This window comes from Veillonella sp. CAG:933 (genome assembly GCF_000431435.1).
In the GTDB taxonomy this organism is placed as follows: Bacteria; Bacillota; Negativicutes; order Veillonellales; family Veillonellaceae; genus Veillonella_A.
In genome coordinates this window covers 77,694-101,496 of record NZ_HF986188.1, presented here as the reverse complement: position 1 = coordinate 101,496, position 23,803 = coordinate 77,694, and the positions used below count along the sequence as shown (strand labels likewise).

At 42.1% G+C, this 23,803-nt stretch carries 24 protein-coding genes; 3 read left to right on the top strand and 21 right to left on the bottom strand.

Annotated elements, in window-relative coordinates; translation table 11 throughout:
* Nucleotides 1–6: 6 nt before the first annotated feature.
* From QZL64_RS05140 to QZL64_RS05115, 6 genes are all read right to left on the bottom strand, one after another.
* The gene (locus QZL64_RS05140) at nt 7–234 is read right to left on the bottom strand and encodes a KH domain-containing protein (protein WP_006556455.1); all 228 of its coding nucleotides are present in this window, start codon (nt 232–234) and stop codon (nt 7–9) included.
* 21 nt (nt 235–255) lie between these two features.
* Complete coding sequence (rpsP, locus tag QZL64_RS05135) at nt 256–519, bottom strand: 30S ribosomal protein S16 (protein ID WP_021840930.1); 264 nt, start codon at nt 517–519, stop codon at nt 256–258.
* 36 nt (nt 520–555) lie between these two features.
* Nucleotides 556–1,914, bottom strand: coding sequence for a signal recognition particle protein (gene ffh / locus QZL64_RS05130; protein ID WP_021840929.1), 1,359 nt, complete (start codon nt 1,912–1,914; stop codon nt 556–558).
* A gap of 1 nt (nt 1,915) precedes the next feature.
* Nucleotides 1,916–2,266, bottom strand: a complete 351-nt coding sequence (locus QZL64_RS05125; protein WP_021840928.1) for a putative DNA-binding protein — start codon at nt 2,264–2,266, stop codon at nt 1,916–1,918.
* 567 nt (nt 2,267–2,833) lie between these two features.
* Nucleotides 2,834–5,002: a heavy metal translocating P-type ATPase gene (locus QZL64_RS05120; RefSeq protein WP_021840927.1), complete on the bottom strand. Its 2,169-nt coding sequence runs from the start codon at nt 5,000–5,002 to the stop codon at nt 2,834–2,836.
* 118 nt (nt 5,003–5,120) lie between these two features.
* Entirely contained in the window at nt 5,121–5,390 is a 270-nt protein-coding gene (locus QZL64_RS05115; protein ID WP_021840926.1) for a metal-sensitive transcriptional regulator, read from the bottom strand.
* A gap of 312 nt (nt 5,391–5,702) precedes the next feature.
* Here QZL64_RS05115 and QZL64_RS05110 point away from each other — a divergent pair, with 312 nt between their 5' ends.
* The 3 genes from QZL64_RS05110 (at nt 5,703) to QZL64_RS05100 (ending at nt 7,847) form a co-directional block, all read left to right on the top strand.
* Complete coding sequence (locus QZL64_RS05110; RefSeq protein ID WP_021840925.1) at nt 5,703–6,335, top strand: YigZ family protein; 633 nt, start codon at nt 5,703–5,705, stop codon at nt 6,333–6,335.
* 137 nt (nt 6,336–6,472) lie between these two features.
* Nucleotides 6,473–7,363 carry a LysR family transcriptional regulator gene (locus tag QZL64_RS05105; protein WP_021840924.1) on the top strand — a complete coding sequence of 297 codons (891 nt, stop codon included), beginning with the start codon at nt 6,473–6,475 and terminating at the stop codon, nt 7,361–7,363.
* A gap of 208 nt (nt 7,364–7,571) precedes the next feature.
* The gene (locus QZL64_RS05100) at nt 7,572–7,847 is read left to right on the top strand and encodes a thioredoxin (RefSeq protein ID WP_021840923.1); all 276 of its coding nucleotides are present in this window, start codon (nt 7,572–7,574) and stop codon (nt 7,845–7,847) included.
* A gap of 177 nt (nt 7,848–8,024) precedes the next feature.
* On the opposite strand, the gene QZL64_RS05095 is transcribed toward QZL64_RS05100, so the two are convergent.
* The 15 genes from QZL64_RS05095 to QZL64_RS05025 all read right to left on the bottom strand — a co-directional run bounded on the left by QZL64_RS05095 (nt 8,025) and on the right by QZL64_RS05025 (nt 23,706).
* Nucleotides 8,025–9,374, bottom strand: a complete 1,350-nt coding sequence (locus tag QZL64_RS05095; RefSeq protein ID WP_021840922.1) for an amino acid permease — start codon at nt 9,372–9,374, stop codon at nt 8,025–8,027.
* 322 nt (nt 9,375–9,696) lie between these two features.
* Complete coding sequence (locus QZL64_RS05090; RefSeq protein ID WP_021840921.1) at nt 9,697–10,323, bottom strand: hypothetical protein; 627 nt, start codon at nt 10,321–10,323, stop codon at nt 9,697–9,699.
* Between the two features lie 141 nt (nt 10,324–10,464).
* The gene (locus QZL64_RS05085; protein WP_021840920.1) at nt 10,465–11,445 is read right to left on the bottom strand and encodes a DUF805 domain-containing protein; all 981 of its coding nucleotides are present in this window, start codon (nt 11,443–11,445) and stop codon (nt 10,465–10,467) included.
* Nucleotides 11,446–11,552: 107 nt separating this feature from the next.
* Nucleotides 11,553–12,095, bottom strand: coding sequence for a hypothetical protein (locus QZL64_RS05080; RefSeq protein WP_021840919.1), 543 nt, complete (start codon nt 12,093–12,095; stop codon nt 11,553–11,555).
* A gap of 739 nt (nt 12,096–12,834) precedes the next feature.
* Nucleotides 12,835–14,745 carry a threonine--tRNA ligase gene (thrS, locus tag QZL64_RS05075; RefSeq protein ID WP_021840917.1) on the bottom strand — a complete coding sequence of 637 codons (1,911 nt, stop codon included), beginning with the start codon at nt 14,743–14,745 and terminating at the stop codon, nt 12,835–12,837.
* Between the two features lie 523 nt (nt 14,746–15,268).
* The gene (locus tag QZL64_RS05070; protein ID WP_021840916.1) at nt 15,269–15,481 is read right to left on the bottom strand and encodes a DUF4911 domain-containing protein; all 213 of its coding nucleotides are present in this window, start codon (nt 15,479–15,481) and stop codon (nt 15,269–15,271) included.
* Entirely contained in the window at nt 15,481–16,713 is a 1,233-nt protein-coding gene (locus QZL64_RS05065; RefSeq protein WP_021840915.1) for a peptidase U32 family protein, read from the bottom strand. Before QZL64_RS05065 ends, QZL64_RS05070 begins: the two co-directional genes overlap by 1 nt.
* Nucleotides 16,714–16,716: 3 nt before the next feature.
* Nucleotides 16,717–17,319: an O-methyltransferase gene (locus QZL64_RS05060; protein ID WP_021840914.1), complete on the bottom strand. Its 603-nt coding sequence runs from the start codon at nt 17,317–17,319 to the stop codon at nt 16,717–16,719.
* Between the two features lie 11 nt (nt 17,320–17,330).
* Nucleotides 17,331–18,338, bottom strand: coding sequence for an endolytic transglycosylase MltG (gene mltG / locus QZL64_RS05055; RefSeq protein ID WP_021840913.1), 1,008 nt, complete (start codon nt 18,336–18,338; stop codon nt 17,331–17,333).
* A gap of 95 nt (nt 18,339–18,433) precedes the next feature.
* The gene (locus tag QZL64_RS05050; RefSeq protein ID WP_021840912.1) at nt 18,434–18,727 is read right to left on the bottom strand and encodes a DUF1292 domain-containing protein; all 294 of its coding nucleotides are present in this window, start codon (nt 18,725–18,727) and stop codon (nt 18,434–18,436) included.
* Between the two features lie 10 nt (nt 18,728–18,737).
* On the bottom strand, nt 18,738–19,160 hold the full coding sequence (gene ruvX, locus QZL64_RS05045; RefSeq protein WP_021840911.1) for a Holliday junction resolvase RuvX: 423 nt from the start codon (nt 19,158–19,160) through the stop codon (nt 18,738–18,740).
* On the bottom strand, nt 19,160–19,417 hold the full coding sequence (locus QZL64_RS05040; RefSeq protein ID WP_021840910.1) for an IreB family regulatory phosphoprotein: 258 nt from the start codon (nt 19,415–19,417) through the stop codon (nt 19,160–19,162). Before QZL64_RS05040 ends, ruvX begins: the two co-directional genes overlap by 1 nt.
* Nucleotides 19,418–19,497: 80 nt before the next feature.
* Nucleotides 19,498–22,107: an alanine--tRNA ligase gene (gene alaS / locus QZL64_RS05035; RefSeq protein WP_021840909.1), complete on the bottom strand. Its 2,610-nt coding sequence runs from the start codon at nt 22,105–22,107 to the stop codon at nt 19,498–19,500.
* A gap of 80 nt (nt 22,108–22,187) precedes the next feature.
* Entirely contained in the window at nt 22,188–22,994 is an 807-nt protein-coding gene (locus QZL64_RS05030) for a metal ABC transporter permease (protein WP_021840908.1), read from the bottom strand.
* A 1-nt stretch (nt 22,995) separates the two neighbouring features.
* The gene (locus QZL64_RS05025; RefSeq protein WP_021840907.1) at nt 22,996–23,706 is read right to left on the bottom strand and encodes a metal ABC transporter ATP-binding protein; all 711 of its coding nucleotides are present in this window, start codon (nt 23,704–23,706) and stop codon (nt 22,996–22,998) included.
* Nucleotides 23,707–23,803 lie beyond the last annotated feature (97 nt).

Here is a 23,803-nt window from a genome sequence, read left to right as displayed (position 1 = left end):
CACCCTTTAGACAATATCAACGGATATTTTTTTGTTTTCTTTAATAGCTGCTGCTTTTGCGACAGCTCGGATTGCTTTAGCAATTCTGCCCTGCTTTCCAATAACCTTACCCATGTCTTCCGGTGCCACGTGAACTTCATAGACTTCCACATCACCTTTTACGGTCACGGTAACAGAAACGGCTTCAGGCTGCTTAACCAATGACTTCGCAATTAATGTAATTAATTCTTTCATCACAGTATGCCTCTCTATGAATTACTTCTTAGCATCAGCAAATTTCTGCATAACACCGTGCTGTTTGAAAAGGGAACGAACAGTGTCGGTTGGTTGTGCACCATTACCTAACCAAGTCAAAGCTTTTTCTTCATCAATGTTGATAACAGCCGGGGACTTAGTAGCGTCGTACTGACCGATAGTGTCTACCGGACGACCTTCACGAGGAGCACGGGAATCGGCTACAACGATACGATAGAATGGAGCTTTTTTAGCGCCCAAGCGAGTTAAACGAATTTTTAACATGTATATTTCACCTCCTTGTAAGAATATCTTCTATGATCAACCCATAAACGGTAAGTTTGGCAGTTTAGGTAACATACCTTTTTTACCTTTACGCATAGATCCCATTTTTTTCATCATCTTCTGAGCTTCTTCAAACTGCTTGATTAAACGGTTTACATCCTGCACACGAGTGCCGGAGCCCATAGCGATGCGTTTACGGCGAGAGCCGTTCAATATTTTAGGATTCGTCTTTTCTTGAGGCGTCATCGATTGGATAATCGCTTCAATACGACGAATTTCTTTACTATCTAAATCTATATCTTTTAATTGATCTTTAACTTTGCCCATGCCGGGAATCAATCCCAATAAATCTTGGAATTTACCCATTTTGCGAACTTGGTTCATTTGCTTCAAGAAATCATCAAGCGTGAATTCGTTACGCCGCATTTTATCGGCCAATTCTTTCGCTTCTTCCTCATTTACCAGTTCCTTGGTTCTATCAATCAAAGCCCCCAAGTCACCGAGGTCGAGGATTCGAGAAGCCATGCCTTCCGGCCTGAATTCTTCGAGACCATCCATCTTTTCACTGGTACCCATAAATTTAATAGGGCGACCGGTTACGGATTTAATGGATAAGGCGGCCCCGCCTTTGGCGTCACCATCAAGCTTAGTCATAACTACGCCATCGATACCGAGGCGCTCGTTAAACGTCTTCGCCGTCTGTACCGCATCCTGACCGATCATGGCATCCACAACGAGGAGAATTTCATGAGGTCGTACGGACTGTTTGATGTTGACTAATTCCGTCATGAGGACTTCGTCAATGGCCAAACGACCGGCCGTATCGATGATTACTACATCTTTAAGCATGGATGTGCTCGCCGCGATGGCGTCACGAGCAATATTTACAGGATTGGCACCCGGCGTTTCATCGGCAAACACGGGAATATCTATCTGTTTACCAACCACCTGCAACTGCTTAATAGCGGCCGGACGATATACGTCGGCAGCTACCAACATTGGATGCTTACCTTTCTTACGTAAGTAAACGGCTAATTTACCGGCCGTTGTCGTTTTACCGGCCCCTTGCAAACCAACCAGCATAATTACTGTCGGCGGTTTGGAGGAAATGGTAATCCCACTCTGTACGCCACCCAACAGGTCGGTTAATTCGTCTTTAACGATTTTAATAACCGTCTGTACCGGATTCAAGTTCCCGTAGATTTCCTGGCCGATGGCTTTTTCTTTAATGTTATTGATAAAATCTTTAACAACGCCTAAGTTTACGTCCGCTTCAATCATGGCTAAGCGCACTTGACGCAGGGCTTGCTTCAGATCATCTTCTTCAATTTTGCCTTTACCTTTTAGGGATTTCAAAGCCTCTTCCAGTTTTTGGGTTAAATTCTCAAAAGCCATCCTACCCCTCCATCTGTGCAACTAATTGATATAATATATTGGTGGAAGTGCGGAACTCATCCCGGCCCACACTTGCTTTCAATCTGTCTAATTCACTACGCATGGCGCTCATCAAACGTTCTCGCTCTTCATACTGAGCCACCAAGTGCAACTTGCTTTCATACATTTCCAATAATTGTCTGGCCCTTTGCATATTGTCATATACAGCCTGGCGCGATACGCCCATTTCCTCGGCAATCTCCGCCAAAGACATGTCATCTTCATGATGCAGAACCAAACATTGGCGCTGACGCTCCGTCAAAAGAGCGCCATAGAAGTCTAACAGCAAGCTAATCAAAACTCTTTCTTCCATGTCAACTCACTCCTTCACGGTGTCAAGCTAAAAAACTTTACACGTTATTCTAACAGAGTTAATATGCCCTGTCAAGGTTTTTTCCTTAACAAGTGAAATAAACAGAAAAACACCACGATGCTCGCTTCATCGTGGTGCTTTTCTTTCTCGGTAGTGAATATTGAATTTTTATCTCTATTAGCGTACAGTTTGCAGCGCTCGCTAATACGGAGATTAGAAAATCGACTGAAAAACTGCTCGCTTCAGTCCCCCAGCTTCGTTCTCTACAGATAGTATATACCTCCCTCTCCATTTAGTAAAATTGCCTCTTTTTATATCTGTTATTACGAAAAGTAATAAAGTCTTTAATTAAGTAGAACCTTAATCTATATTGATAAATGCCGTTGTTTCAGACTTGTTATCTTCTTTTATGTTAACTGAATACAAAAATACAAAGTTAACCAATAATGAAAAATCGAGGTTAATTAAGATTAACCTCGATTTACGGAATTCACTTTAACTTGTCTTATTTAATTTTGCTTTTTACTGCGCCTTACTTTGAACCGCCTAAATCAGTGCTACCGATTATCAGTCAAGTTTAGCTCGTTTCAAGCGAAGCGCATTCGTAACAACCGTAACGGAACTGAAAGCCATGGCCGTACCGGCTACGATTGGTGTTAACATACCGATGGCAGCCAATGGAATACCTAGACTGTTAAAAATAAGCGCCCAGAAGAGGTTCTGACGAATATTCGTCATTGTCTTACGGCTTAAGGTTACGGCCTGAACCAAGGTGTTCAAATCATTACGAACAAGTACGATGTCGGCCGCTTCAACGGCAATATCCGTACCGTTACCGATGGCAAAACCGATATCAGCCAAAGTCAAGGCCGGTGCGTCATTGATACCGTCACCAACCATGCCCACAACTTTACCGGATTTACGCAATTCATCAATCTTACCGGCTTTATCCTGAGGCAACACTTCCGCCATAACATGGGTAATCCCCACTTTGTCGGCTATGTATTGAGCGGTACGACGATTATCACCGGTAAGCATCCAAACTTCAATGCCGCGGTTCTGTAATGTCTTAATCACTTCCGGTACTTCCGGACGAACTTCATCTTCTACAGCCCATAAAGCTCTGATTTCACCGCCAACGGCTAAGAGCGATACGGAAGCGCCTCGTTCTTCTTCGGCGAGAACGGCTTTTTCAATCGTTTCATTCATATACCCTAAGGACTGCATCCAGCGGCTGTGACCTAATTGAACCATCTGATTAGCTACGACAGCTTCAAGACCATGACCGGGCACTTCTTTAAAACCGGTAACATTCGGTAATACACCGTTACCCAATTCAGTAGTACCATACGCTGCCATAGCTTTGGCGATTGGGTGAGTTGTCAAACTTTCGATAGCGGTCATAATACCGGTGTTTACTTTTTCATCACCGGCGAAGTTAACAGTTTTACTTACCATCAAGGTACCTTTAGTGATAGTACCGGTTTTATCCAATACGATGGCATTTAATTTGCCGGCTCGTTCAAGGAATTCGGCACTCTTAATCAAAATACCGTGTTCAGCACCCAAACCGGAGCCTACCATGATAGAGGTTGGGGTCGCTAAACCTAAGGCACAAGGACAGGCGATAACCAATACGGCCGTACCGTGCATGAGAGCTACGCCCCAAGTTGAATCAAAACCGAAATACCATACGAGAGATGTTAATACGGCTAGGGCAATAACGGTCGGTACGAAATAAGCAGCAACCACATCGGCTACACGCTGAATGGACGCTTTGGAGGTTTGCGCAGCTTCTACAACTTTAATAATCTGCGACAACATAGTGTCGGAACCGATTTTTTCGGCGCGCATGGTGAAAACACCGGTTTCGTTAACGGTAGCACCGATAACCTTGCTGTCTACGGATTTTTCAACCGGCAAACTTTCCCCGGTCAACATGGATTCGTTAACCGCCGATTGACCTTCAATCACAACACCGTCAACCGGAACTTTTTCACCGGCACGAACTTGAAGAATATCGCCAACCTGAACTTCGGCAGTTGGAATATCTACCCACTGACCGTCACGCTGCACGTGAGAAATACTTGGTGTTAAGCCCATCAATTTTTCAAGCGCTTCGGACGTACGACCTTTGGCTACTTCTTCAAGGACCTTACCTAATAAGATGAAGGTAATGAGCCATGCGGACGTTTCAAAATACATGTCGTGGCTGCCTACATACATATTGTAAATACTAAATAAGTAAGCTACCGAAGTACCTAACGCAACCAATACATCCATGGTCAAGGAACCGCTCTTAATAGCGCTCCAAGCACCTTGGTAGAACACGAGGCCCGGACCGAACTGAGCAACCGTAGCCAATACCAATTCTACCCAATGAGGCAACATAGGCCAGCCGAATAAATGGTTACCCATCATGCTGACCATCATCGGAATAGCCATAACGGCAGCAATAATCATACGATATAATTGAGGTTTGTAATTAACTTTTTCAAGTTTCTGAACCCCTTCTTCAGCGAGGGTAGCACCAAAACCGATACCCGTAATAGCTTTAATTACGTCATCAGGGGTTACCTTGCTGTCATCCGTATAGGTAACACTGCCTTTACGGGTTAAGAGGTTAACCTTTACATCAGCTACGCCATCCATGCGACTGACGACTTTTTCAACACGACCGACACAGGCGGCACAGTGCATGCCGGTGATGTCGAATTCATTACTTTTTTGACTCATATATAACACATCCTTTTAACTCTACTGTATTGCAATTAATTTCGCTAATTCAAACGAATCATAACGCATTGTTTATTTCAATAAATGATACACAACTTAGTGTCAATTAATGAATTTATTACTTATGGAGTGATTTATAAACACCCATCAATTCCGTAATGGCATCATCTTCCTTGCCGCTTTTAATGGCATCCACTACGCATGAGCGAGAATGACTTTCTAACATTAGAAGGCCAACTTGATATAAAGCCGCTCTTACGGCACCTATTTGCTGTAACACTTCTACACAATAACGATGATCGTCAATCATCTTTTCGATGCCTTCTACCTGACCTTTGATACGGCGCAGGCGACGAGTTAATTTCTCTGTTTCCATATCTGTAAGCATCTTACTTCCTCCTTACTCTATCTTAACAACAGCTTAAAACTGCTGTAAAAACGAAAAGCATCGGGGATTTTCATCTCCTTCTCGATACCCCTATGGGGTATCTCATCTGTATATTATGTTATACCTTCACCCCCAAAAGGTCAACAAGGGGGTATTGTGCAATTGTAAAAAATTACGTATCATAAAATACATAAAACACAGTAGCTATACTTAGCTTTATACATGGTCTTTAGGCCATTATTCGCATTTAAAATTTCCGATTTGATAAATACTATCATCCAAAATTAAAAACATTTTTACAGGGGGGTATATATGAAATCCTATATTACGGTTGCCAAAGAGCATCGTATTGAATATATTGTAGAAAAATCCCGCTTTATCGCCACCGCGATTCCCTGCGAAACGGAAGAAGAAGCGCAGGCCGGTATCGCCCGCATCAACAAGGAGTTTTGGGACGCCACGCATAATTGTACGGCTTACGCCTTAGGCCCCGGCCAAGAACAACAACGCTCCTCAGATAATGGTGAACCGTCCGGCACGGCGGGTAAACCGATGCTGGAAGTTTTGAAAAAGACGGGCATCACCAATACCTTAATTGTAGTCACCCGCTATTTCGGCGGTATCAAACTGGGCGCCGGCGGACTCATCAGAGCCTATTCCCACAGTGCGGCGGAAGTCATTCACGATGCACCGAAAACACTCTACGCACCGCGCCAAATTGTAGCCCTTACCATCGATTACAGCTATTACGGCGCTATCGAACGGTTTTTACAAGAGCAGGGCTATCACTACGAGTCAGAATTTGCCGAACAGGTACGCCTTTTAATCTATGTGGATCCGGCTGATATAAATACGTTGGCAACTACCATGACTAACCTAACTAACGGTCAACAGACGTGGGAGCCGTTGGAAGAAAAAATGGTAGCCCTCCCCTACAACGATTAATCTGCGATTCGTTTATACCCCATGGGGTACTGACAAAACTCTCGTACCATAGTACAATATAAAGTAAACATATAGTAAAGTAGTACGCCCAAAACTACATGTCATGACAATCCGACTAAAACAAAGGGAGGATTCTCATGGACACATCATATTATTACAACTTCATTATCTTGGTACAAACAGGCAATATGACTCAGGCAGCCAACATCTTACACATCACACAACCGGCCCTGAGCAAACAGCTTAAATATTTGGAAGCCGAATTCGGTACGCCCCTCCTGCATATAAAACGCGGTCAACGAGGGGCTAATTTTCGTCTCACCGAAGCAGGTCGCATTTTCTATGAAAAAGCCCAACAATTATGTGCGATTGAAGAGGCGACCTACGAAGATGTAAAACGCTTAAACTCTGCGGTGGAAGGGACACTCCGCATCAGCTCATCCGCCTCGCGCTCAACGGGGCTGATACAGCAATATTTACATGCTTTTTCACAAAAATATCCTTCCGTGCACTACGAAATATACGAAGGTCTCATGAGCGATGTTACGGAATCATTATTAAACGGACGCACCGAAATCGGTCTTTGCAATTCCCAAATGGTGGACACCAGCCGCTTCGATATTCTTTTTACCCAGCCGGAGTCACTCTATGCCGTATTTCGGAATGACGTATTCTGGAGCAGTCAGGAAAAAGACAGCCTCACGTGGGAGGAAATCGCCCGTTGCCCCCTCAGCCTATCCGGCGGATCGGTGCGCATGCTTATGCAAAGTGCGAGTCGCCTCTTTAACAACTTAAACGTTGTCTCTGTAACGACTACCAAGAGCTCCGCCATCGAATGGGCGCAGCTTGGCCGATCGGTCGCCATTATTCCCATGGATTCACAAGAAAAAGTACATGGTCGCAAAATGTCGCGCATTCGGTTACCCGAGTTGTCCACCGGTTTTCACAAGAGCTTTATCGTAGTCAAAGGCCATACGCCTTCTTTGGTAAGCAAGCAATTCTTGGAATTCTACCAAGGAACGATGTAATCGTAGGACTCTATTAAAAGATACTATTTAGGGATAATGTAATTATAGATTTCTATCAAGAGATTATGTAATTGTAAATCCTATAATTCTTGATATTTCTATATTTATAAAATTGAATATTGTATGATTTTGTGATACACTAAGGGTAGTGGTACGATAACCACTCCCTTTTTTGTTTCTATTATTAATACGAAAAGGACAGATAACTATGAAAGAAATTTTAGGATTCCATTTAAATGGTTGCCCTTATTGCAAAAACGCATTCAAAGCCATCGACGAATTAAAAGCTGAAAATCCACAATACAAAGATATTAAAATTAATTGGGTAGAAGATCAGGATGCTCACGAATTATTCAAAACTCATCCGTACGAATACTATCCAAATCTTTGGTTCGACTTGGATAAACAGTATGAAGCTCAACCGGGCGAATCTTACGACGAAACTAAACGCTTAATTAAAGCTGTTTTTGACAAAGCTTTATAATTCTAAAAAGCAACTAACAGCATAACGCAAGCAACCTAAAGAGTTCATCGGGTCATATGACCTAATGAACTCTTTTTTATACCCCTATAGAGTATCTTAACGTATTATATTTTCCGGATTATATTTTCTCTGCTATATATCACCAGTTCGTTTTCGCAATTCATCTTTGCTCAGATATTATGCAATTTCCTTTTTCAACTGATAAATCAAAAGCAACATGATGAACCATACCGGCGTTACAAAGAGTGCAACTCTCGTGGCCGGATTAAAGGCCAAGGTAACAATAACGAAGGCAAAGAACGCCAATACCAAGTAGTTCAAGAATGGGAATAACGGCATTTTAAATACGCTTTTCGCCGCCAAATCAGGACGCTTGCGAATAAACTTCATGTGACAAATAGTGATAATCCCCCAAATATAGAGGAAACAGAACGTGGACACACTGGAAATAATAACGAATACCCCTTCCGCCACCACATATTGCAAGGCCACAACGAGGCAAATTACGAGTACCGATAAAAACAAAGCGTTAGCCGGCACCTGTTTACTCGTCAAAATTTCAAGAATCCCCGGTGCATGATTGCGTTTGGCCAACGAATAGAGCAAGCGACTCGTACTGAACACGCCACTATTGCAGGCCGATGCTGCCGATGTGAGTACTACAAAGTTAACCATGGATGCAGCCCCGACGATACCGACGGCCAGGAAAACCTCAACAAACGGGCTGCGATCGGGATTTACGGAATCCCACGGGAAAATACTCATAATAACACCGAGCGCACCTACATAGAATAAAATGATGCGCACCGGAATGCTGTTAATAGATTTCGGAATAACCTTCTCCGGATTTTCCGTTTCACCGGCCGTTAGACCTACGAGCTCAATACCGGCAAAGGCAAACACAACCATTTGGAAGGATTGGATAAACCCGTCCATCCCTTTCGGAAACCAGCCTCCGTGACTCCATAAATTACTGAAGCTGGCAACACCGGCTGAAGTAGGCTGACCCGTAAGAATAAAATACAGCCCCAGCACAATCAGCGCTATAATAGCTACTACTTTAATACAGGCAAACCAGAACTCCATTTCACCGAATAATTTTACCGTCACAAGATTCATAAGCAGTAAAATAATCAGCGTTACGAGACTTGGTATCCATGCTTCAATGGACGGAAACCAATACTTAACGTAAATCCCTACGGCCGTAATATCGGCCATGGCTACGGAGATCCAACAGAACCAATACGTCCAACCGGTAACAAAGGCGGTTTTTTCACCCATATAGTCTTGCACGAATTCAATAAAAGTATGATACTCCGTGTTTGATAAGAGTAACTCTCCAAGGGCTCGCATCATCAAAAAACAAATGATACCGGTAATGATGTAGGCAAATAAAATAGCCGGCCCCGTCAAGGCTATGGAATGACCCGATCCTAAAAACAGGCCCGTCCCGATAGCACCTCCGATGGCAATTAACTGCACATGGCGGTTCTTAAGCCCCCTATTGAGGGTTTGCTCTTTCTCCAAGTGACTCACTCCTCTACCTATAAATTTTATATTTTCATATTATATCAATAAAAAACTTTCATTTCTATAGAGAATTATGAAAAATACAATATACATGAAGTTTGTGATGCCACTGCAGTATATCTAATATTGTCAGGTCTTTCAAAAAATTCATCAAATGCTAGCCAAACTATTGAATATACAAAAATAAGAGTAGCTATACATAACCCTAATATAGATACTATTATTAAAATAAGTTTTCCTCATGCTTACCTCCTAATAAATTATAGTATCTATTTGTATCCCATAAAGATTCCGGTTCATATTACTATTTAAGACCACATTATTCTAACAAACATCGATTATATTCTAATATATCAGCAGTATAAGTATCTTCCGGATTCCAATTACCGATTAGCCTATCCAGCTCATTATATTTTTTTAAGTAAGAATTTAAATCGGAATAATTGTAAAGAACTATGCATGGCGCTAAACAATCAGTTACACATTCTAATATTATTTGTTTATTATTCTCAAGAAAAAGTACAATCATATTATCCCATTCTCTTTTCCAATAATTATCTTGATTTCTATATTTGAAGTGCTCTCTATTCCAAATAACACGATCAATTCTAACTTCCATTTCTATACATTTTAAAGCTAATTCTTTTTTTCTAGAAACGGTATTCGGAAAAAAAGTTTTTACATATTCTTTTACATTATCAATATCACTAATATTATCAACTCTTAATCGTTGAAAATCCTCACCGTCGGCTCTCCAACTTTCCTCTGCTCCTATAATAATTATATTTTTATCACATTCTAAAAATAAAGATCTTGCAAAAACTCTGTCATCATTTATCATCTTTACATAATCAAAATAATAGATTCTATCTAAAATTTTCTTATTAAGGAACCTTAACCTTAATATCTCATCAGGCGTTAGTATATCTTTAAATGTAAATATCATTCAAAATACTCCTTTTATCTAATAAAGTGAATTTTTTGAGATAAAAAAGATGTTGTATTTATATCTTTTACAAGACTAGAATCGAAATGACTAATTGGTCTAAATATCATAAAGCCGCTATTTTTTAATTTACAATCCATCCTAATTTTTCATATTTCCCACAAGCGTATTCTCGTTAAGCTCAAAATCCTCTATTTTCCATGATTTCCCAAATATTAGAACAGCATATACAAAAAGATTGGTAATGGGAATATACATAAAGGGAATCCAAAACGCACTACAGTAACAATCGTGTAGCCGTCGTGTAAATAAGCTAACCGAGGGAATAAAAAAAATTATGTGTAACCATTCACAAACTGTTACGAAAGTATTAGTATTTGCATACTGTCCACCATACCACATTGCAGATACAAACCACTGAATTGCTATTATAAAGCCACCAAATCCACCTAATTCCTCAGCAGAAGTGCGGCCACTAAAATTCAACGATTTTTTTAAAAATAGTAATCCACTTTGAATGAATTTTAAAGGACTTATATAAATAACCGTTTTCCATTCATTGAATCGCCACCTAAAAAATATAACTCCTTGCTTAGGAAAGTCTCCAAATCGATTGAACTTTTTATTATCTGGTATAAAAATAGCTACTAAAACTAAACAACTCATCCAATCCACGTATTGAGGTAGGTCAAGAATTGTTTCTTTCGTGCTGGACAGATCAATAAAAGGATGATTGATATCAAAGGTCATAGTATATCCCATCTCATAGGTTCCCCAGATACAGCCACTTAAAATTAGCAAGACTATAGATTTAGGTATACCCCAATCTTGTAATCTTCTACCTAACAGTAGAGGCTGAAAAAATACACGAACTATCATATGTATAATATATATACAATAAATACTGTCACCTCTAGCTAATATTTCAAAATATGTAAAGGGAATAAAAAAAATAATACTCGATGGTAATAACAGAAAAGAAAAAAATACTAAAAATCTATAAGTATCCTTATTAATTCGTTGTCCTAATAAAGGTCGCCTAAGCCCTGACCAAAATACTTTAAAATTATAGACAAATAATTTCCACTCATTGCCCCAGTCTATAGGTTGGTAATTTATCATATTAAACCTTCGCTCTTTCATAATATTTTTTCAGTTTTCCCTGAATTAGTACCTACCAATAATTGTATATCTTTAGCCGCTAGCAATAAAACTATATCGCCCGTAAATTACAACCACCGTCTAAGTGCAATAGCCCACATAATTAAGCCAATAATTGTACTAATAATTTCTGCATCAATATCTTCCCAATGATATACCAGTAATGATATCGTACCAACTGAAAAAACACCATAAATGCAGCGAGCTAGCCATCGTTTCCACATAAAAGTTATATATTCCTTCGGGTACATTTCTCTATTTGGAGGTTCTTGATGTATATCCATAGCCCGACGAACAAATTCAATATACTGTCGCCATCTTGGCAACTCTATAAGTCCATATTGTCCTATCGTCTCATTAGCAATTTGCTTGTAAACTCGAATATGCACTTTTACCACTATATAGCAAATTATTACTGATACACTAAGAGCAGAAATTACAATAATTTCATCTCTATCAGGATATCTATTTTCCCGAAATAAAATATCTATAAGGCAATACACTATAAAAAAGACTCCACCAACTATAAAGCAGATACAAGCAAAAAGAATTCTAATAGATGGTGCCTCTTTTTGAGCATTTTTTTCAATCCAGTCTTTTATTATTTTCATTTTTTCTTATCACGCTCTTATTCGTTATTCTCCTCATTAATTGGAATTGCTTCATATTTAACCCCTATCTATATAAATACCTTCACCTCTATCGACCTTAATACTGCATTCCTTACGGCAATACCTACATCAGCTTTTCCATAATTACTCCCAGCTCATTAAAATTTTCACAATCACAACATTGATTCCTTCTTTAACTATGGATAGATATGGAGCTATCACAGCCGCGATAGCGTTTATGGTTAAGTCCATAATTTGAAAGCAAATAAGCTCTTAATCATAAAAATCGTATGGGCAACAAAAAAAGAAGGCCCTCCTCGGTCCACTACATAAACTTATGCAATAGACGTAAGAATACCTTCATTCTATACTCTTTCAATTTATTTTCGTTCATTGCTGTCAATATAACATAAGCATGTTTCATACAAATACTCCTTAATTGATTTAAGAATATAGTCATACTAAAAAAACAGCATGCAGTTCACATTTGTTTCATCATTTATTAAAATGATTATATCGGAAGGAAATCAATTTGTAAATATGCAATACAAATATAAAAAGAGCTTGCTCTCCAAAAGGTTTCGATTGAATACATTTCTAAGAAATTATTAATCGCTAACTAATTGTTGAGCAAGCTCTTTATTTAAATTTTAAACTTGATTAGCCACAGTTATGCTACAATATTAAATCGCACCATACTTTAGTGCGGCCGTTTTAGGAACGCTTAATCAAAGAACTCTTATTTACGTTCTTTTACTTCTTCTAAGATATCAGCCAAGAAGTCTTCCCATTTAACGGAACCTTTTTCACCTTCAACACGGCTACGAACTGCTACAGTGCCTTCTTGTTCTTCTTTATCCCCTACTACGAGCATGTAAGGTACTTTTTCCATCTGAGCCTGACGAATCTTGTAACCGATTTTTTCGTTACGATCATCAAGTTCAACACGAACATAAGCTTTCTTGAAGGCTTTACGTAATTTTTCAGCATATTCAACGTGTTTTTCACTGATAGGTAAAATCTTAACCTGTACCGGAGCCAACCAAGTTGGGAATGCACCGGCATAGTGTTCGATGAGGATACCGATGAAACGTTCCATGGAGCCGAAGCAAGCACGGTGAATCATGATAGGCTGATGTTTCTGACCGTCTTCACCGACATATTCCATATGGAAACGTTCAGGCAAGTTCATATCCAACTGGATAGTACCGCACTGCCAAGTACGACCGATGGAGTCGCGAATATGGAAGTCTAATTTAGGACCGTAGAACGCACCGTCACCTTCGTTAATCTGGTAAGGGATTTGTTTTTCTTCGATAGCTTCGCGAAGTGCATTAGTTGCAGATTCCCAAATAGCATCATCACCCATTGCGTTATCAGGTTTAGTACTCAATTCTACGCGATAAGTTAAACCGAATTGGCTGTAAATGCGGTCGAACAATTCAATAACTTTAATTAATTCAGCTTTAATCTGAGATGGCAACATGAATACATGGGCATCATCCTGAGTAAAGCTGCGAACGCGGAACAAGCCGTGTAACGCACCGGATAATTCATGACGATGAACGAGACCGAGTTCAGCCATACGCATTGGGAAATCACGGTAGGAATGCAAATCGTTCTGATATACCAAGATGCTGCCCGGGCAGTTCATTGGTTTGATTGCATAATCTTCATCATCAATTACAGTAGTGTACATGTTTTCACGATAATGGAACCAGTGACCGGATTGTTCCCAAAGTTGGCGGTTCAAGATGATTGGGGTACGAATTTCTTCGTAGTCGAAATCATGGTGAACTTCACGCCAGAAGTTTTCCAATTCGTTGCGAAGAGCCATACCTTTCGGTAAGAAGAATGGGAAGCCGGGGCCCTGTTCTTTGAGTACGAATAAGCCCAATTCTTTGCCCAATTTACGGTGATCGCGACGAGCTGCTTCTTCAAGAAGATGTAAGTATTCGTCGAGTTCTTCTTTCTTTTCAAAAGCAGTACCGTAAATACGTTGGAGCATTTTGTTCTTTTCGTCGCCGCGCCAGTAAGCACCGGCCAAGCTCTGCAATTTGAAAGCTTTTACTTTGCCGGTAGAAGCTACGTGCGGACCGGCACAAAGGTCAACGAATTCGCCTTGACGGTAAGTGGAAATCTCAGCGTCAGCCGGTAAATCTTCAATCAATTCCACTTTATAGTTTTCATGTTTTTCTTTAAAGAATTTAAGCGCTTCATCGCGAGAAAGAACTTCTTTTTCGATTGGGAAGTTTGCTTTTACGATTTTATGCATTTCCGCTTCGATTTTAGCCAAATCTTCAGGAACCAATACATGTTCCATGTCGATATCGTAATAGAAACCGTTTTCAATAGCCGGTCCGATGGCTAATTGAGCATCCGGCCAAAGGCGTTTGATAGCCTGAGCCATAATATGAGAGGCGCTGTGACGCAAAGTGTCTTTACCGCCCTGTTCGTTAAAAGTCAAGAAGCTTACTTTGGAGCCGTCCTTTACTTCTTCACGCAAATCGGTTAATTCACCGTCTACGTCGGCTGCCAAAACTTTTTTAGCCAAGCTATTGGACAGTTGTTTAACAGCTTCGCCTAAAGTAGTGCCCGCTGCATAAGCGCGTTCACTGTTGTCAGGTAAAATAATTTTTACTTCACTCATGGTTATTCCTCCTAAGAAATCAGCTATACCGGCGGGACACGCTACAGCTGCACGCATAATAAAAAAGAGACCTCTATCCCGACAAGGGACGAAGGTCTCGTGGTTCCACCCTAGTTAGTCATCCACTCGGATAACTCACTTTATTGTCGATAACGCATACTCGCGGATTAGCTTACTTAGTTCAGCCAATCGGTTTGAAGGGGGTAATAGATGATCTTGTGTAAGACGGTCACAGCCTAGCCGTCTCTCTCTGGAACACAGTGGATTAAATATCATATCCTTCGCTCTACCTGTTTCATTTGATGTATTAACTTTACACCATATCCGGGTTAATGTCAATACTAATTGTGTACAATTTATAATAATTTTCAAAAATTTAATTTTACACCATTAAATTTTTCTGATTGCTTATACTTCTAAAAAGCCCCTACAGCCGTTGGCCATAGGAGCTTTTATAGTTTTCACTGTATAACTTTAGTCATATGACTCGATAGAACCTACAAACTTTATAGTAGTGGTAAGCTTAAATAGCATCTACTAAAGCTAATTCAATAGGTAAACTGCTCAAAATTTCACGCACCAACGGTGCCGTATCAGGTGTGCTTCGTACCATACAAAGACCTTCTGCGCGATTAACGGTCGTCATGACGCCCAAATACTCATAGCCTTCCAAAATGCGATTTACATAATTGGTGTGGTTCGGTGAAATTTTGAAATATACATAGGAATCTTCCATTATGCTTTCACCTTACAGCGACGACGCATCATGGCATATTCTTCCAGCGGCGTATCGATATAAAGACGCACTTTCATCTGCGGATGCGGCGCTACGGTGATTTCGTTCCCCTCTTCATCGGTCATCTTCGTAATCACATGATGTACGAGTTCACCATGAGGTTGGCAAAATTCCACTTCGTCGCCCACTTTGAAGTTATTGCGTTGTTCTAAGTATGCATAACCTTCTTCCACATTGTAGCCTTCTACAAGACCGATGAAGTCATGAGTCTGCGTATTGCTGGACTGGCCGTAGTTCTGAGCCGTTTCATCCGGTTTTTCCACGGAGAAACCTTCCGTATACGGACGGTGAGAGATTTTTTCCAATTCTTCAATCCATTCCGGTTTCACTTCGTAGTGCTCAGGATCTGCCAAGTAGCTATCCACCGCTTCACGATATACTTTAGTTACCGTCGCCGCATAGTGAACGCTCTTCATGCGGCCTTCGATTTTAAGACTGTCAACGCCCGCTTCTACCAAATCAGGGATATATTTCAATAAGCAAAGGTCTTTGGAGTTGAAAATATAAGTACCGTGCTGGTCTTCTTCAATCGGATAGTATTCGCCGGGACGGTTTTCTTCCACCAAGGAGTATTTCCAACGGCAAGCCTGCGTACACTGTCCGCGGTTAGCATCGCGAGTTGTAAAATAGTTACTCAAGAGGCAACGACCGGAGTACGAAATACACATAGCACCGTGAACGAACGCTTCGATTTCAATGTCAGCGGCTTCTTTCATAGTCTTGATGTCCGCAATACTTACTTCACGAGCCACCACAACACGAGTAGCGCCCTGTTCTTTCCAAAACTCGGTAGTCAAATAGTTCGTCGTATTGGCCTGTGTACTTACATGGCGTTCCAAATTAGGAGCCACCCGTTTTGCCAATAAGAAAATACCCAAATCGGCTACGATAATGGCATCTACTTTGATGGATTCCAAGAATTTCAAGTAGTCTTCAAGGCCTACCAAGTCTTCATTGTGGGGAATAATGTTACAAGTTACATAGATTTTTTTACCATGACTATGAACAAATTCCACTGCTTCTTTTAATTCTTCATTGCTGAAGTTGGAGCTGCTGGCACGCAAACCAAAAGATTGGCCCGCACAATACACAGCATCCGCGCCATAACGAATGGCCATTTTTAATTTATCCATATTGCCGGCCGGCGACAATACTTCAATATGTCTGTTCATGTATTACTTATTACCTTTCCATATACTAACGCTCATACCATCACCTAAAGGATAAATGGTAGTATTAAATTTCGATTTATCTTCAACCATGTCCAAATATTCACGTAATCGTTTAACAATCGTTTTATAACGGTGCGGTGCTTCCTTATCGCCCCGCACATAGCCTCTGAAGAGGACATTATCCGCCAAAACAACGGCCCCCGGCGCCAAATGAGACTCTATGAGCTCCAGTTGCTTACCGTATTGACCTTTCGGCCCATCCAGAAATACCAAGTCAAACGTGCCTTCCAGCTTAGTCAGTACTTCGTTGGCATCTCCCAAATGCAAAGTGATGTTATCCTTGTACTCGGACTGACCGATATATTGCTTAGCCATATTATGTCGTTGTTCGTCCAATTCAATGGACACAATCTCCGCATCTTTAGCCGCATGTTTTGCCAAAAGAAGTGTCGAATAACCGATGGCGGTCCCCACTTCGAGAACCCGCGACGGCTCGTACAAACCGATTAATTCTTCAAATAAATGGACTTCCGATTCGCGTAAAATCGGCACTTTATTGAGTATCGCATAAATGCGTTGCTCATTCAAAATTTCCTTTAATTGCATAGCTCACACCACTATTCCCCATAAATTGATTCTACCACTTTCATATGTTCTTCGTATGTTTTAGTAAAGTGGTGATGACCTTCTTTATCCGCTACAAAGAAGAGATAATCCGTACTTGACGCATTGAGTACCGCTTCCATGGATTTCATGCCCGGATTGGCAATCGGTCCCGGCGGTAAGCCTACGTGCATGTACGTATTATACGGACTCGGTAACTTTGTATCTTCAATCGATATATGAGGCTTAGGGTAACCTAAAATATACTGAATGCTGGCACAGGATTGCAGGGGCATACCGATTTGCAAACGTTTAAGGAATACGGCCGCAATAATCGGACGTTCTTCATCAAAGAGTGCTTCTTTTTCTACCAAAGAGGCCAAGGTGATGAATTCAAAAATCGTCATATGCTTAGCTTCAATTTGAGCACGAATTTCCGGCGTCAATTGCTTATTCATTTCGCCGGCCATGCGTTTTAAAATTTCTTCCGGCGTGTTGCCTACGGGAATTTCATAGGTACTTGGGAATAAGAAGCCTTCAACACGGTAGTCGACTTTCGCCGGTCCGTACATATATTGATACGGTACATAGGTCTTGGCTTTTTCTAAAAAAGCTTCTTTCGGGCCCAGGCCGTCTTTTTCTAATTCATCGGCAATTTGCTGAATCGTATAGCCTTCCGGAATGATGACTTTAATTTCTTGCAATTTACCCTTTTGCAATAAGGCGATTACCTGACGCAAGCTGGCGTTTTGAGGAATCTGATAGTACCCTTGCTGCAATTTATCCATAGAACCGGTCAACCTAAGTGCCAAACGAAAGGTAGTTGGCGAACTGATGATACCTTTCTCATAAAGCATATCACCGATTTCGGCGCCCGTTTGATCTTTATCAACAGTAAATACTACATCCTGCGGCGTACCGGCCACAGAATTCGGTTTTAAATACATAGTAATCATGGCGATGCAAAGAATCAGAACAACGCCGATGACGCCAATTCCAATCCACTTCACACGTCTATCCATACATTAAAAACTCCTTATGAAACATGCTGTCAAAAATGATTATAAACATACGAAAGAGGGGCGTGGCCCCTCTTTCCCTTTTAACCTATACCCGATTATTCTTCAACAAAATCGTCTTCATAAATAGCAAGAACCGCTTCGAATTCTTCTTCGGTCGGATCTACATAGACGTCTTCACCATCTTCCGTATCGATACGGGAAATGATAGCTTCCGGTTCTTCGTGGCATTTGCACCCCGGTTCACAGTCTTCCGGTGGCAATGAAACTAATACGGCAAAACGTTTACCGTCATAGTTGATGACCATATCTTCTTCGTAATGCGTTTCATGCCCTTCATCGTCTGTAAATGTAACAACCGTCACTTCGCCTTCATAATCTAAATCTGCCATGGTATCCTCCTTATTTGATTAAATTACTACGACAGTCTAAATAACCTTGTAAAATAACAACCGCCGCCATTTTATCAATAACATCCTTGCGTTTCTTACGACTCACATCGGCCGCAATCAAGGAACGTTCGGCCATAACGGTAGAGAGTCGTTCATCCCAAAACTTAACAGGTACATCGATGACTTCCTGCATTTTAGCGACAAACTCTTCCGTTTTTAGCGCACGATCGCCCTTAGTGCCGTTCATATTCTTGGGCATGCCCACCACGATTTCTTCTACTTCATACTCCGTAATCAGTTCCTGTAATCGCGAGAAATCCCGTTCTAAGGAAGTGCGCCGTATTGTTTCGATACCTTGAGCCGTCATGTACAAAGCGTCACTACACGCGACGCCGATAGTACGACTGCCCACATCCAACGACATAATTCGCATTATAGTTTCTTAGCCTTTACATACTCATTAACCAATTCTTCGATGAGCTCATCACGATCCAAGCGACGAATCATGCTGCGCGCATTGTTGTAGCTGGTAATGTAGGTAGGCTCGCCGGAGATAAGAAAACCTACTATTTGTTCCACCGGGTTATATCCCTTTTCCTGCAAAGCGTGATATACATCACGTAACACTTCACTGGCGGAAGGAACATCATTTACTTTCTGAAACATCATAGTTTCATCTGATACACTCATGCTAAAGCCTCCTTTATAGAGTGATTCGGCTTAACCGATTGGCTAAGCCCTCACCGACAGACTATTAATCTGGCATACTTCTATTTTACCATAGAAAGGATAGTTTCTTTACCTTTTTCTAAAGCATTTTGTAAGGCACTTGGATTTTTACCGCCCGCTTGTGCCATATCAGGGCGTCCGCCGCCGTTACCGCCGGCTGCCTGAGCCGTTGCTTTAACGATGTTACCGGCGTGGAACCCGGCTTTAACGGCATCTTTGGTAGCCATGCAGACAAAGTTAACTTTGTCGTCACCAGCCATCCCCAATAAAACGATACCGGAACCGATTTTATCGCGAACCATATCGGCCGTGCTGCGAAGTTCATCCATATCGGCTGCTTTTACATCGGCTACTACGGCTTTGAATTCACCGGCATCAAAAGCGGTGTTCAATACCGCATCAAGACCGCCGGACATCAATTCTTTACGAGCTGCTGCCAATTCGTGTTCCAATTGCTTCGTTTCTTCCACGAGCTGCTGTGCACGGGCTACGATATCTTCCGGTTTCGTTTTAAGAAGCGTTGCCACTTCGCGAAGTTCAGCCTGTTCTTTTTGAGCTAACTGCAACGCTGCTTCGCCGGTTACCGCTTCGATACGACGTACACCGGAGCCGATACCGCCTTCCGACAAGATACGGAATGTGCCGATTACAGCGGTGTTCACAACATGGGAACCACCGCAGAGTTCGATACTGAAATCAGGTACGGTAACTACGCGTACGCGGTCACCATATTTTTCACCGAAGAGTGCCATAGCGCCTAATTTTTTAGCTTCGTCCATGGACATTTCTTGGATGTTCAAGCTCACGGCTTTTAAGATTTCACCGTTTACCAAATCAGTAATTTGTTGCAATTCTTCAGCTGTTACCGGAGAGAAATGAGTAAAGTCAAAGCGCAAACGATCCGGCATAACTAAGGAACCGGCCTGATTTACGTGATTGCCCAATACTTGTTTCAAAGCGGCATGCAATAAATGGGTAGCCGTGTGGTTACGAGCCATGGCAAGGCGACGAGTGGTGTCCACTTCGAACTGAACCGTATCGCCTACCTGCAAATTACCTTCCACAATGGTACCTACATGGTAGGTTGTGCCTTCCGGTAATTTCTTGGTCGTATGAACTTCCATTTTACCCATAGGGCCTACGATAAAGCCTGTATCGCCTAACTGACCGCCCCCTTCAGCGTGGAACGGCGTAGTGCGTACGATGAGAGTGACTTCCATGCCGTCCGACGCACTGTCAAGGCGAGTAGCGCCTTCACCAAGCATAAGGACTTCAGAGGAAGTAGCGGATTCATCATCGGTCAACTTTTCATCGCGAAGGAAGGTAATGTCCGGAGTAGCCACTTTGGCATCTACGTCTTCACGAGCCGCACGGGCACGAGCACGCTGTTCCGCCATAGCACTTTCAAAACCGGCCATATCGATGGTAAGGCCTGCTTCGCCGGCAATTTCTTCCGTAAGTTCCCAAGGGAATCCGTACGTGTCATATAATTTGAATACTTCGGCACCGGGAACTTCCGTAGCTTTAGCTTCTTTTAATTCGTTAATCAAAGCACCGAGCATATCGAGGCCTTGTGCCAAAGTCTGGTTGAAACGATCTTCTTCATTGGCTACAACGCGTTTGATGAAGTCGTGTTTTTCAATAAGACCCGGTACGCCGGAGCCTAAAATGTCGATAACCACGTCCACCAAATCGGTCAAGAAACGACCTTCGATACCGAGTAAACGACCGTGACGTACGGCACGGCGCAAAATACGGCGCAATACATAACCGCGACCTTCATTGGACGGTAAAACGCCGTCGCTGATGAGTACGGTAATGGCGCGCGCATGGTCGCCGATAACTTTGAGGGATACGTCCGTATTGGCGTCGGTGTGATAGGTTACCTTAGCCATTTCAGCCGCTTTTTCAATGATTGGGAAAATTAAATCCGTTTCAAAGTTGCTTTCTTTATTCTGTAATACGGATGCCAAACGTTCGAGACCGGCACCGGTATCAATATTTTTCTTTTCAAGCGGTACATATTCACCGTCAGCGGTACGGTTAAATTGAGTGAACACGAGGTTCCAAATTTCAAGATAACGATCGCAATCACAGCCCGGTGCACAATCCGGTTCACCGCAACCGCGAGATTCGCCGAGGTCGTAGAAAATTTCGCTGTCCGGACCGCAAGGACCTTCCCCGATTTCCCAGAAGTTATCTTCCAAGCGGGTAATGTGGTCTTCCGGCATACCTACTTCTTTATGCCAAATATCGTAAGCTTCCTGATCATCAGGATATACGGTTACATATAAACGATTTTTGTCGAGTTTAATAACTTCGGTCAAAAATTCCCAAGCCCAATGAATGGCGTCTTTTTTGAAATAATCGCCAAACGAGAAGTTGCCGAGCATTTCAAAAAAAGTATGATGACGCGCCGTGCGGCCTACGTTTTCAATATCGCCGGTACGAATACATTTCTGGCATGTGGTGACACGCGTACGAGGCGGTACCAATTTACCCGTAAAGAACGGTTTTAACGGTGCCATGCCGGCGCCGATTAATAACAACGAAGGATCGTTTTCCGGAATTAAGGAAAAACTGTCTAAGATTAAATGTTGTTTGCTTTCAAAAAATTTTAAATAAACCTGACGCAGCTCATTACCCTTCATGAGTTTCAGCCTCCTAAATAAATATGAATTCTCTTTATTATAAGCCTTATTGTCTATGTTTGTCTATTTTTTAGTTATGCCTATTTTCGGTCGCGCGCCACCGTAACGGCAAAAGTTAAGACGTAGCCCAGAATTGCCACCAGCACGATGGTCCCGCCCGGTGCCAAATCATATTCAAAAGCCCCCAAAAGTCCAAGGCTGACGCTGGCTAATGAATAAATTTCACTGATTATGAGCGTTTGGCCAAAACCACGACGCCATAAATGGGCAGCCGCTACCGGTACAATCATGAGTGCCCCGATAAGCAAAATCCCGACAATGGTCATCCCCATAACCACTACTAAGGCGGTCAAAATAGCGAAGAGCATATTGATGCGCCCAACGGCAATCCCCGCAGTCACGGCAATCTGTTCGTCAAAAGCGGTAAATAATAATTTCGAATACATAAAATATACGGTCAGAGCCACAACGACGGCCACCCCGGCAATTGTCATAATATCCGTATCCGTTACGGTCAAAATACTGCCGAACAGAAAGTTCAAAAGGCCCGTACTCGGCATTTTAGTCATAGTCGCAAAGATTACGGCCAAGGCCAAGCCGGTGTAAAAGAATAAGGCCAAAATCATGTCGGTATATTGGTTCTGACGACGGCGCACCAACTCAATACCGATAGCCGTAAGCACTGTTAATATAGCGGCGCCCAAAGGCGGATAAATGGATAATAACGAAGCCCCTGTAACGCCCGCAAAGGCTACGTGGCCGAGCCCTTCACTTAAGAGCGATTGTCGTTTAATAACGATAAAGGTGCCGATTAAAGGACACATTAAGGCTACAATTAAACCGGCCATAAAGGCTCGTTGCATAAATTCATAGGTAAATATATCCACGTTAACCTCCTATATGCCATGCGAGCGGCGTATTCTTATGGCTTTTCAAAAATCCTTGGCTGTCGCCGTTATAACAAACGTGACGGTCGATACAAATTACCTGGTCAGCTTCCTTACAGGCATCCTCAATATCATGGGTAACCATAATAATCGTCATACCCTTGTCACATAAACTGCGCAAGAGCTGAAAAATATGAGCACTCACTTGAAAATCAATACCGCTGGTCGGTTCATCCAAAAGCAAGTATTTCGGATTTCGCGCCAAGGCCTGAGCAATCATGACGCGCTGCTGTTGGCCACCGCTCAAATCACCGATGCGGCGATGGGTAAATTCAGCCATCCCCACTTGAGCCAAGGCTTCATGAGCTTTGGCCTTCCGTTCCGCGCGGCCCATACCGCGAATACGTAAACCCAACTCCACAATTTCACCGCAAGTAGCCGGAAACTGAGCGGCATTTTTGTTATAAATCTGCGGCACCAAATGAAGGAGACCTTTTTGTTGTGCCTCGCTTACCGAATAACCGTCAATCGTAATTTGACCGCTTGCCGGTTTTAAAAGCCCCGCAATGAGGCGTAAAAAGGTTGTCTTCCCCGCCCCGTTAGGACCTACGATAACCGTAAAATCCCCTTCCGGAATCGTCAGCGACACTTCACTGATTACTGTGTCCTGCTCATAATTAAACTGTACCTTAGCGACAGTAATTTCTCCCATCCGCAAAACCTCACTTTATAGGCTAAAAGAGGAGGCATGGGCCTCCTCTTCAAAATATCTTAATTTGACATAATGCAATATTTCGCATTCACATAAT

Coding starts and splice junctions, on each gene's coding strand:
- QZL64_RS05105 (WP_021840924.1), top strand. CDS start 6,473: ATGGACACATCATATTATTACAACTTCATTATCTTGGTACAAACAGGC.
- QZL64_RS05090 (WP_021840921.1), bottom strand. CDS start 10,323: ATGATATTTACATTTAAAGATATACTAACGCCTGATGAGATATTAAGG.
- rpsP (WP_021840930.1), bottom strand. CDS start 519: ATGTTAAAAATTCGTTTAACTCGCTTGGGCGCTAAAAAAGCTCCATTC.
- ffh (WP_021840929.1), bottom strand. CDS start 1,914: ATGGCTTTTGAGAATTTAACCCAAAAACTGGAAGAGGCTTTGAAATCC.
- QZL64_RS05060 (WP_021840914.1), bottom strand. CDS start 17,319: ATGCAATTAAAGGAAATTTTGAATGAGCAACGCATTTATGCGATACTC.
- QZL64_RS05080 (WP_021840919.1), bottom strand. CDS start 12,095: ATGAAAATAATAAAAGACTGGATTGAAAAAAATGCTCAAAAAGAGGCA.
- QZL64_RS05040 (WP_021840910.1), bottom strand. CDS start 19,417: ATGAGTGTATCAGATGAAACTATGATGTTTCAGAAAGTAAATGATGTT.
- QZL64_RS05140 (WP_006556455.1), bottom strand. CDS start 234: ATGAAAGAATTAATTACATTAATTGCGAAGTCATTGGTTAAGCAGCCT.
- QZL64_RS05100 (WP_021840923.1), top strand. CDS start 7,572: ATGAAAGAAATTTTAGGATTCCATTTAAATGGTTGCCCTTATTGCAAA.
- thrS (WP_021840917.1), bottom strand. CDS start 14,745: ATGAGTGAAGTAAAAATTATTTTACCTGACAACAGTGAACGCGCTTAT.
- QZL64_RS05115 (WP_021840926.1), bottom strand. CDS start 5,390: ATGCTTACAGATATGGAAACAGAGAAATTAACTCGTCGCCTGCGCCGT.
- mltG (WP_021840913.1), bottom strand. CDS start 18,338: ATGGATAGACGTGTGAAGTGGATTGGAATTGGCGTCATCGGCGTTGTT.
- QZL64_RS05050 (WP_021840912.1), bottom strand. CDS start 18,727: ATGGCAGATTTAGATTATGAAGGCGAAGTGACGGTTGTTACATTTACA.
- QZL64_RS05025 (WP_021840907.1), bottom strand. CDS start 23,706: ATGGGAGAAATTACTGTCGCTAAGGTACAGTTTAATTATGAGCAGGAC.
- QZL64_RS05110 (WP_021840925.1), top strand. CDS start 5,703: ATGAAATCCTATATTACGGTTGCCAAAGAGCATCGTATTGAATATATT.
- QZL64_RS05070 (WP_021840916.1), bottom strand. CDS start 15,481: ATGGAAGATTCCTATGTATATTTCAAAATTTCACCGAACCACACCAAT.
- QZL64_RS05125 (WP_021840928.1), bottom strand. CDS start 2,266: ATGGAAGAAAGAGTTTTGATTAGCTTGCTGTTAGACTTCTATGGCGCT.
- alaS (WP_021840909.1), bottom strand. CDS start 22,107: ATGAAGGGTAATGAGCTGCGTCAGGTTTATTTAAAATTTTTTGAAAGC.
- QZL64_RS05120 (WP_021840927.1), bottom strand. CDS start 5,002: ATGAGTCAAAAAAGTAATGAATTCGACATCACCGGCATGCACTGTGCC.
- ruvX (WP_021840911.1), bottom strand. CDS start 19,160: ATGCGAATTATGTCGTTGGATGTGGGCAGTCGTACTATCGGCGTCGCG.
- QZL64_RS05085 (WP_021840920.1), bottom strand. CDS start 11,445: ATGATAAATTACCAACCTATAGACTGGGGCAATGAGTGGAAATTATTT.
- QZL64_RS05065 (WP_021840915.1), bottom strand. CDS start 16,713: ATGAACAGACATATTGAAGTATTGTCGCCGGCCGGCAATATGGATAAA.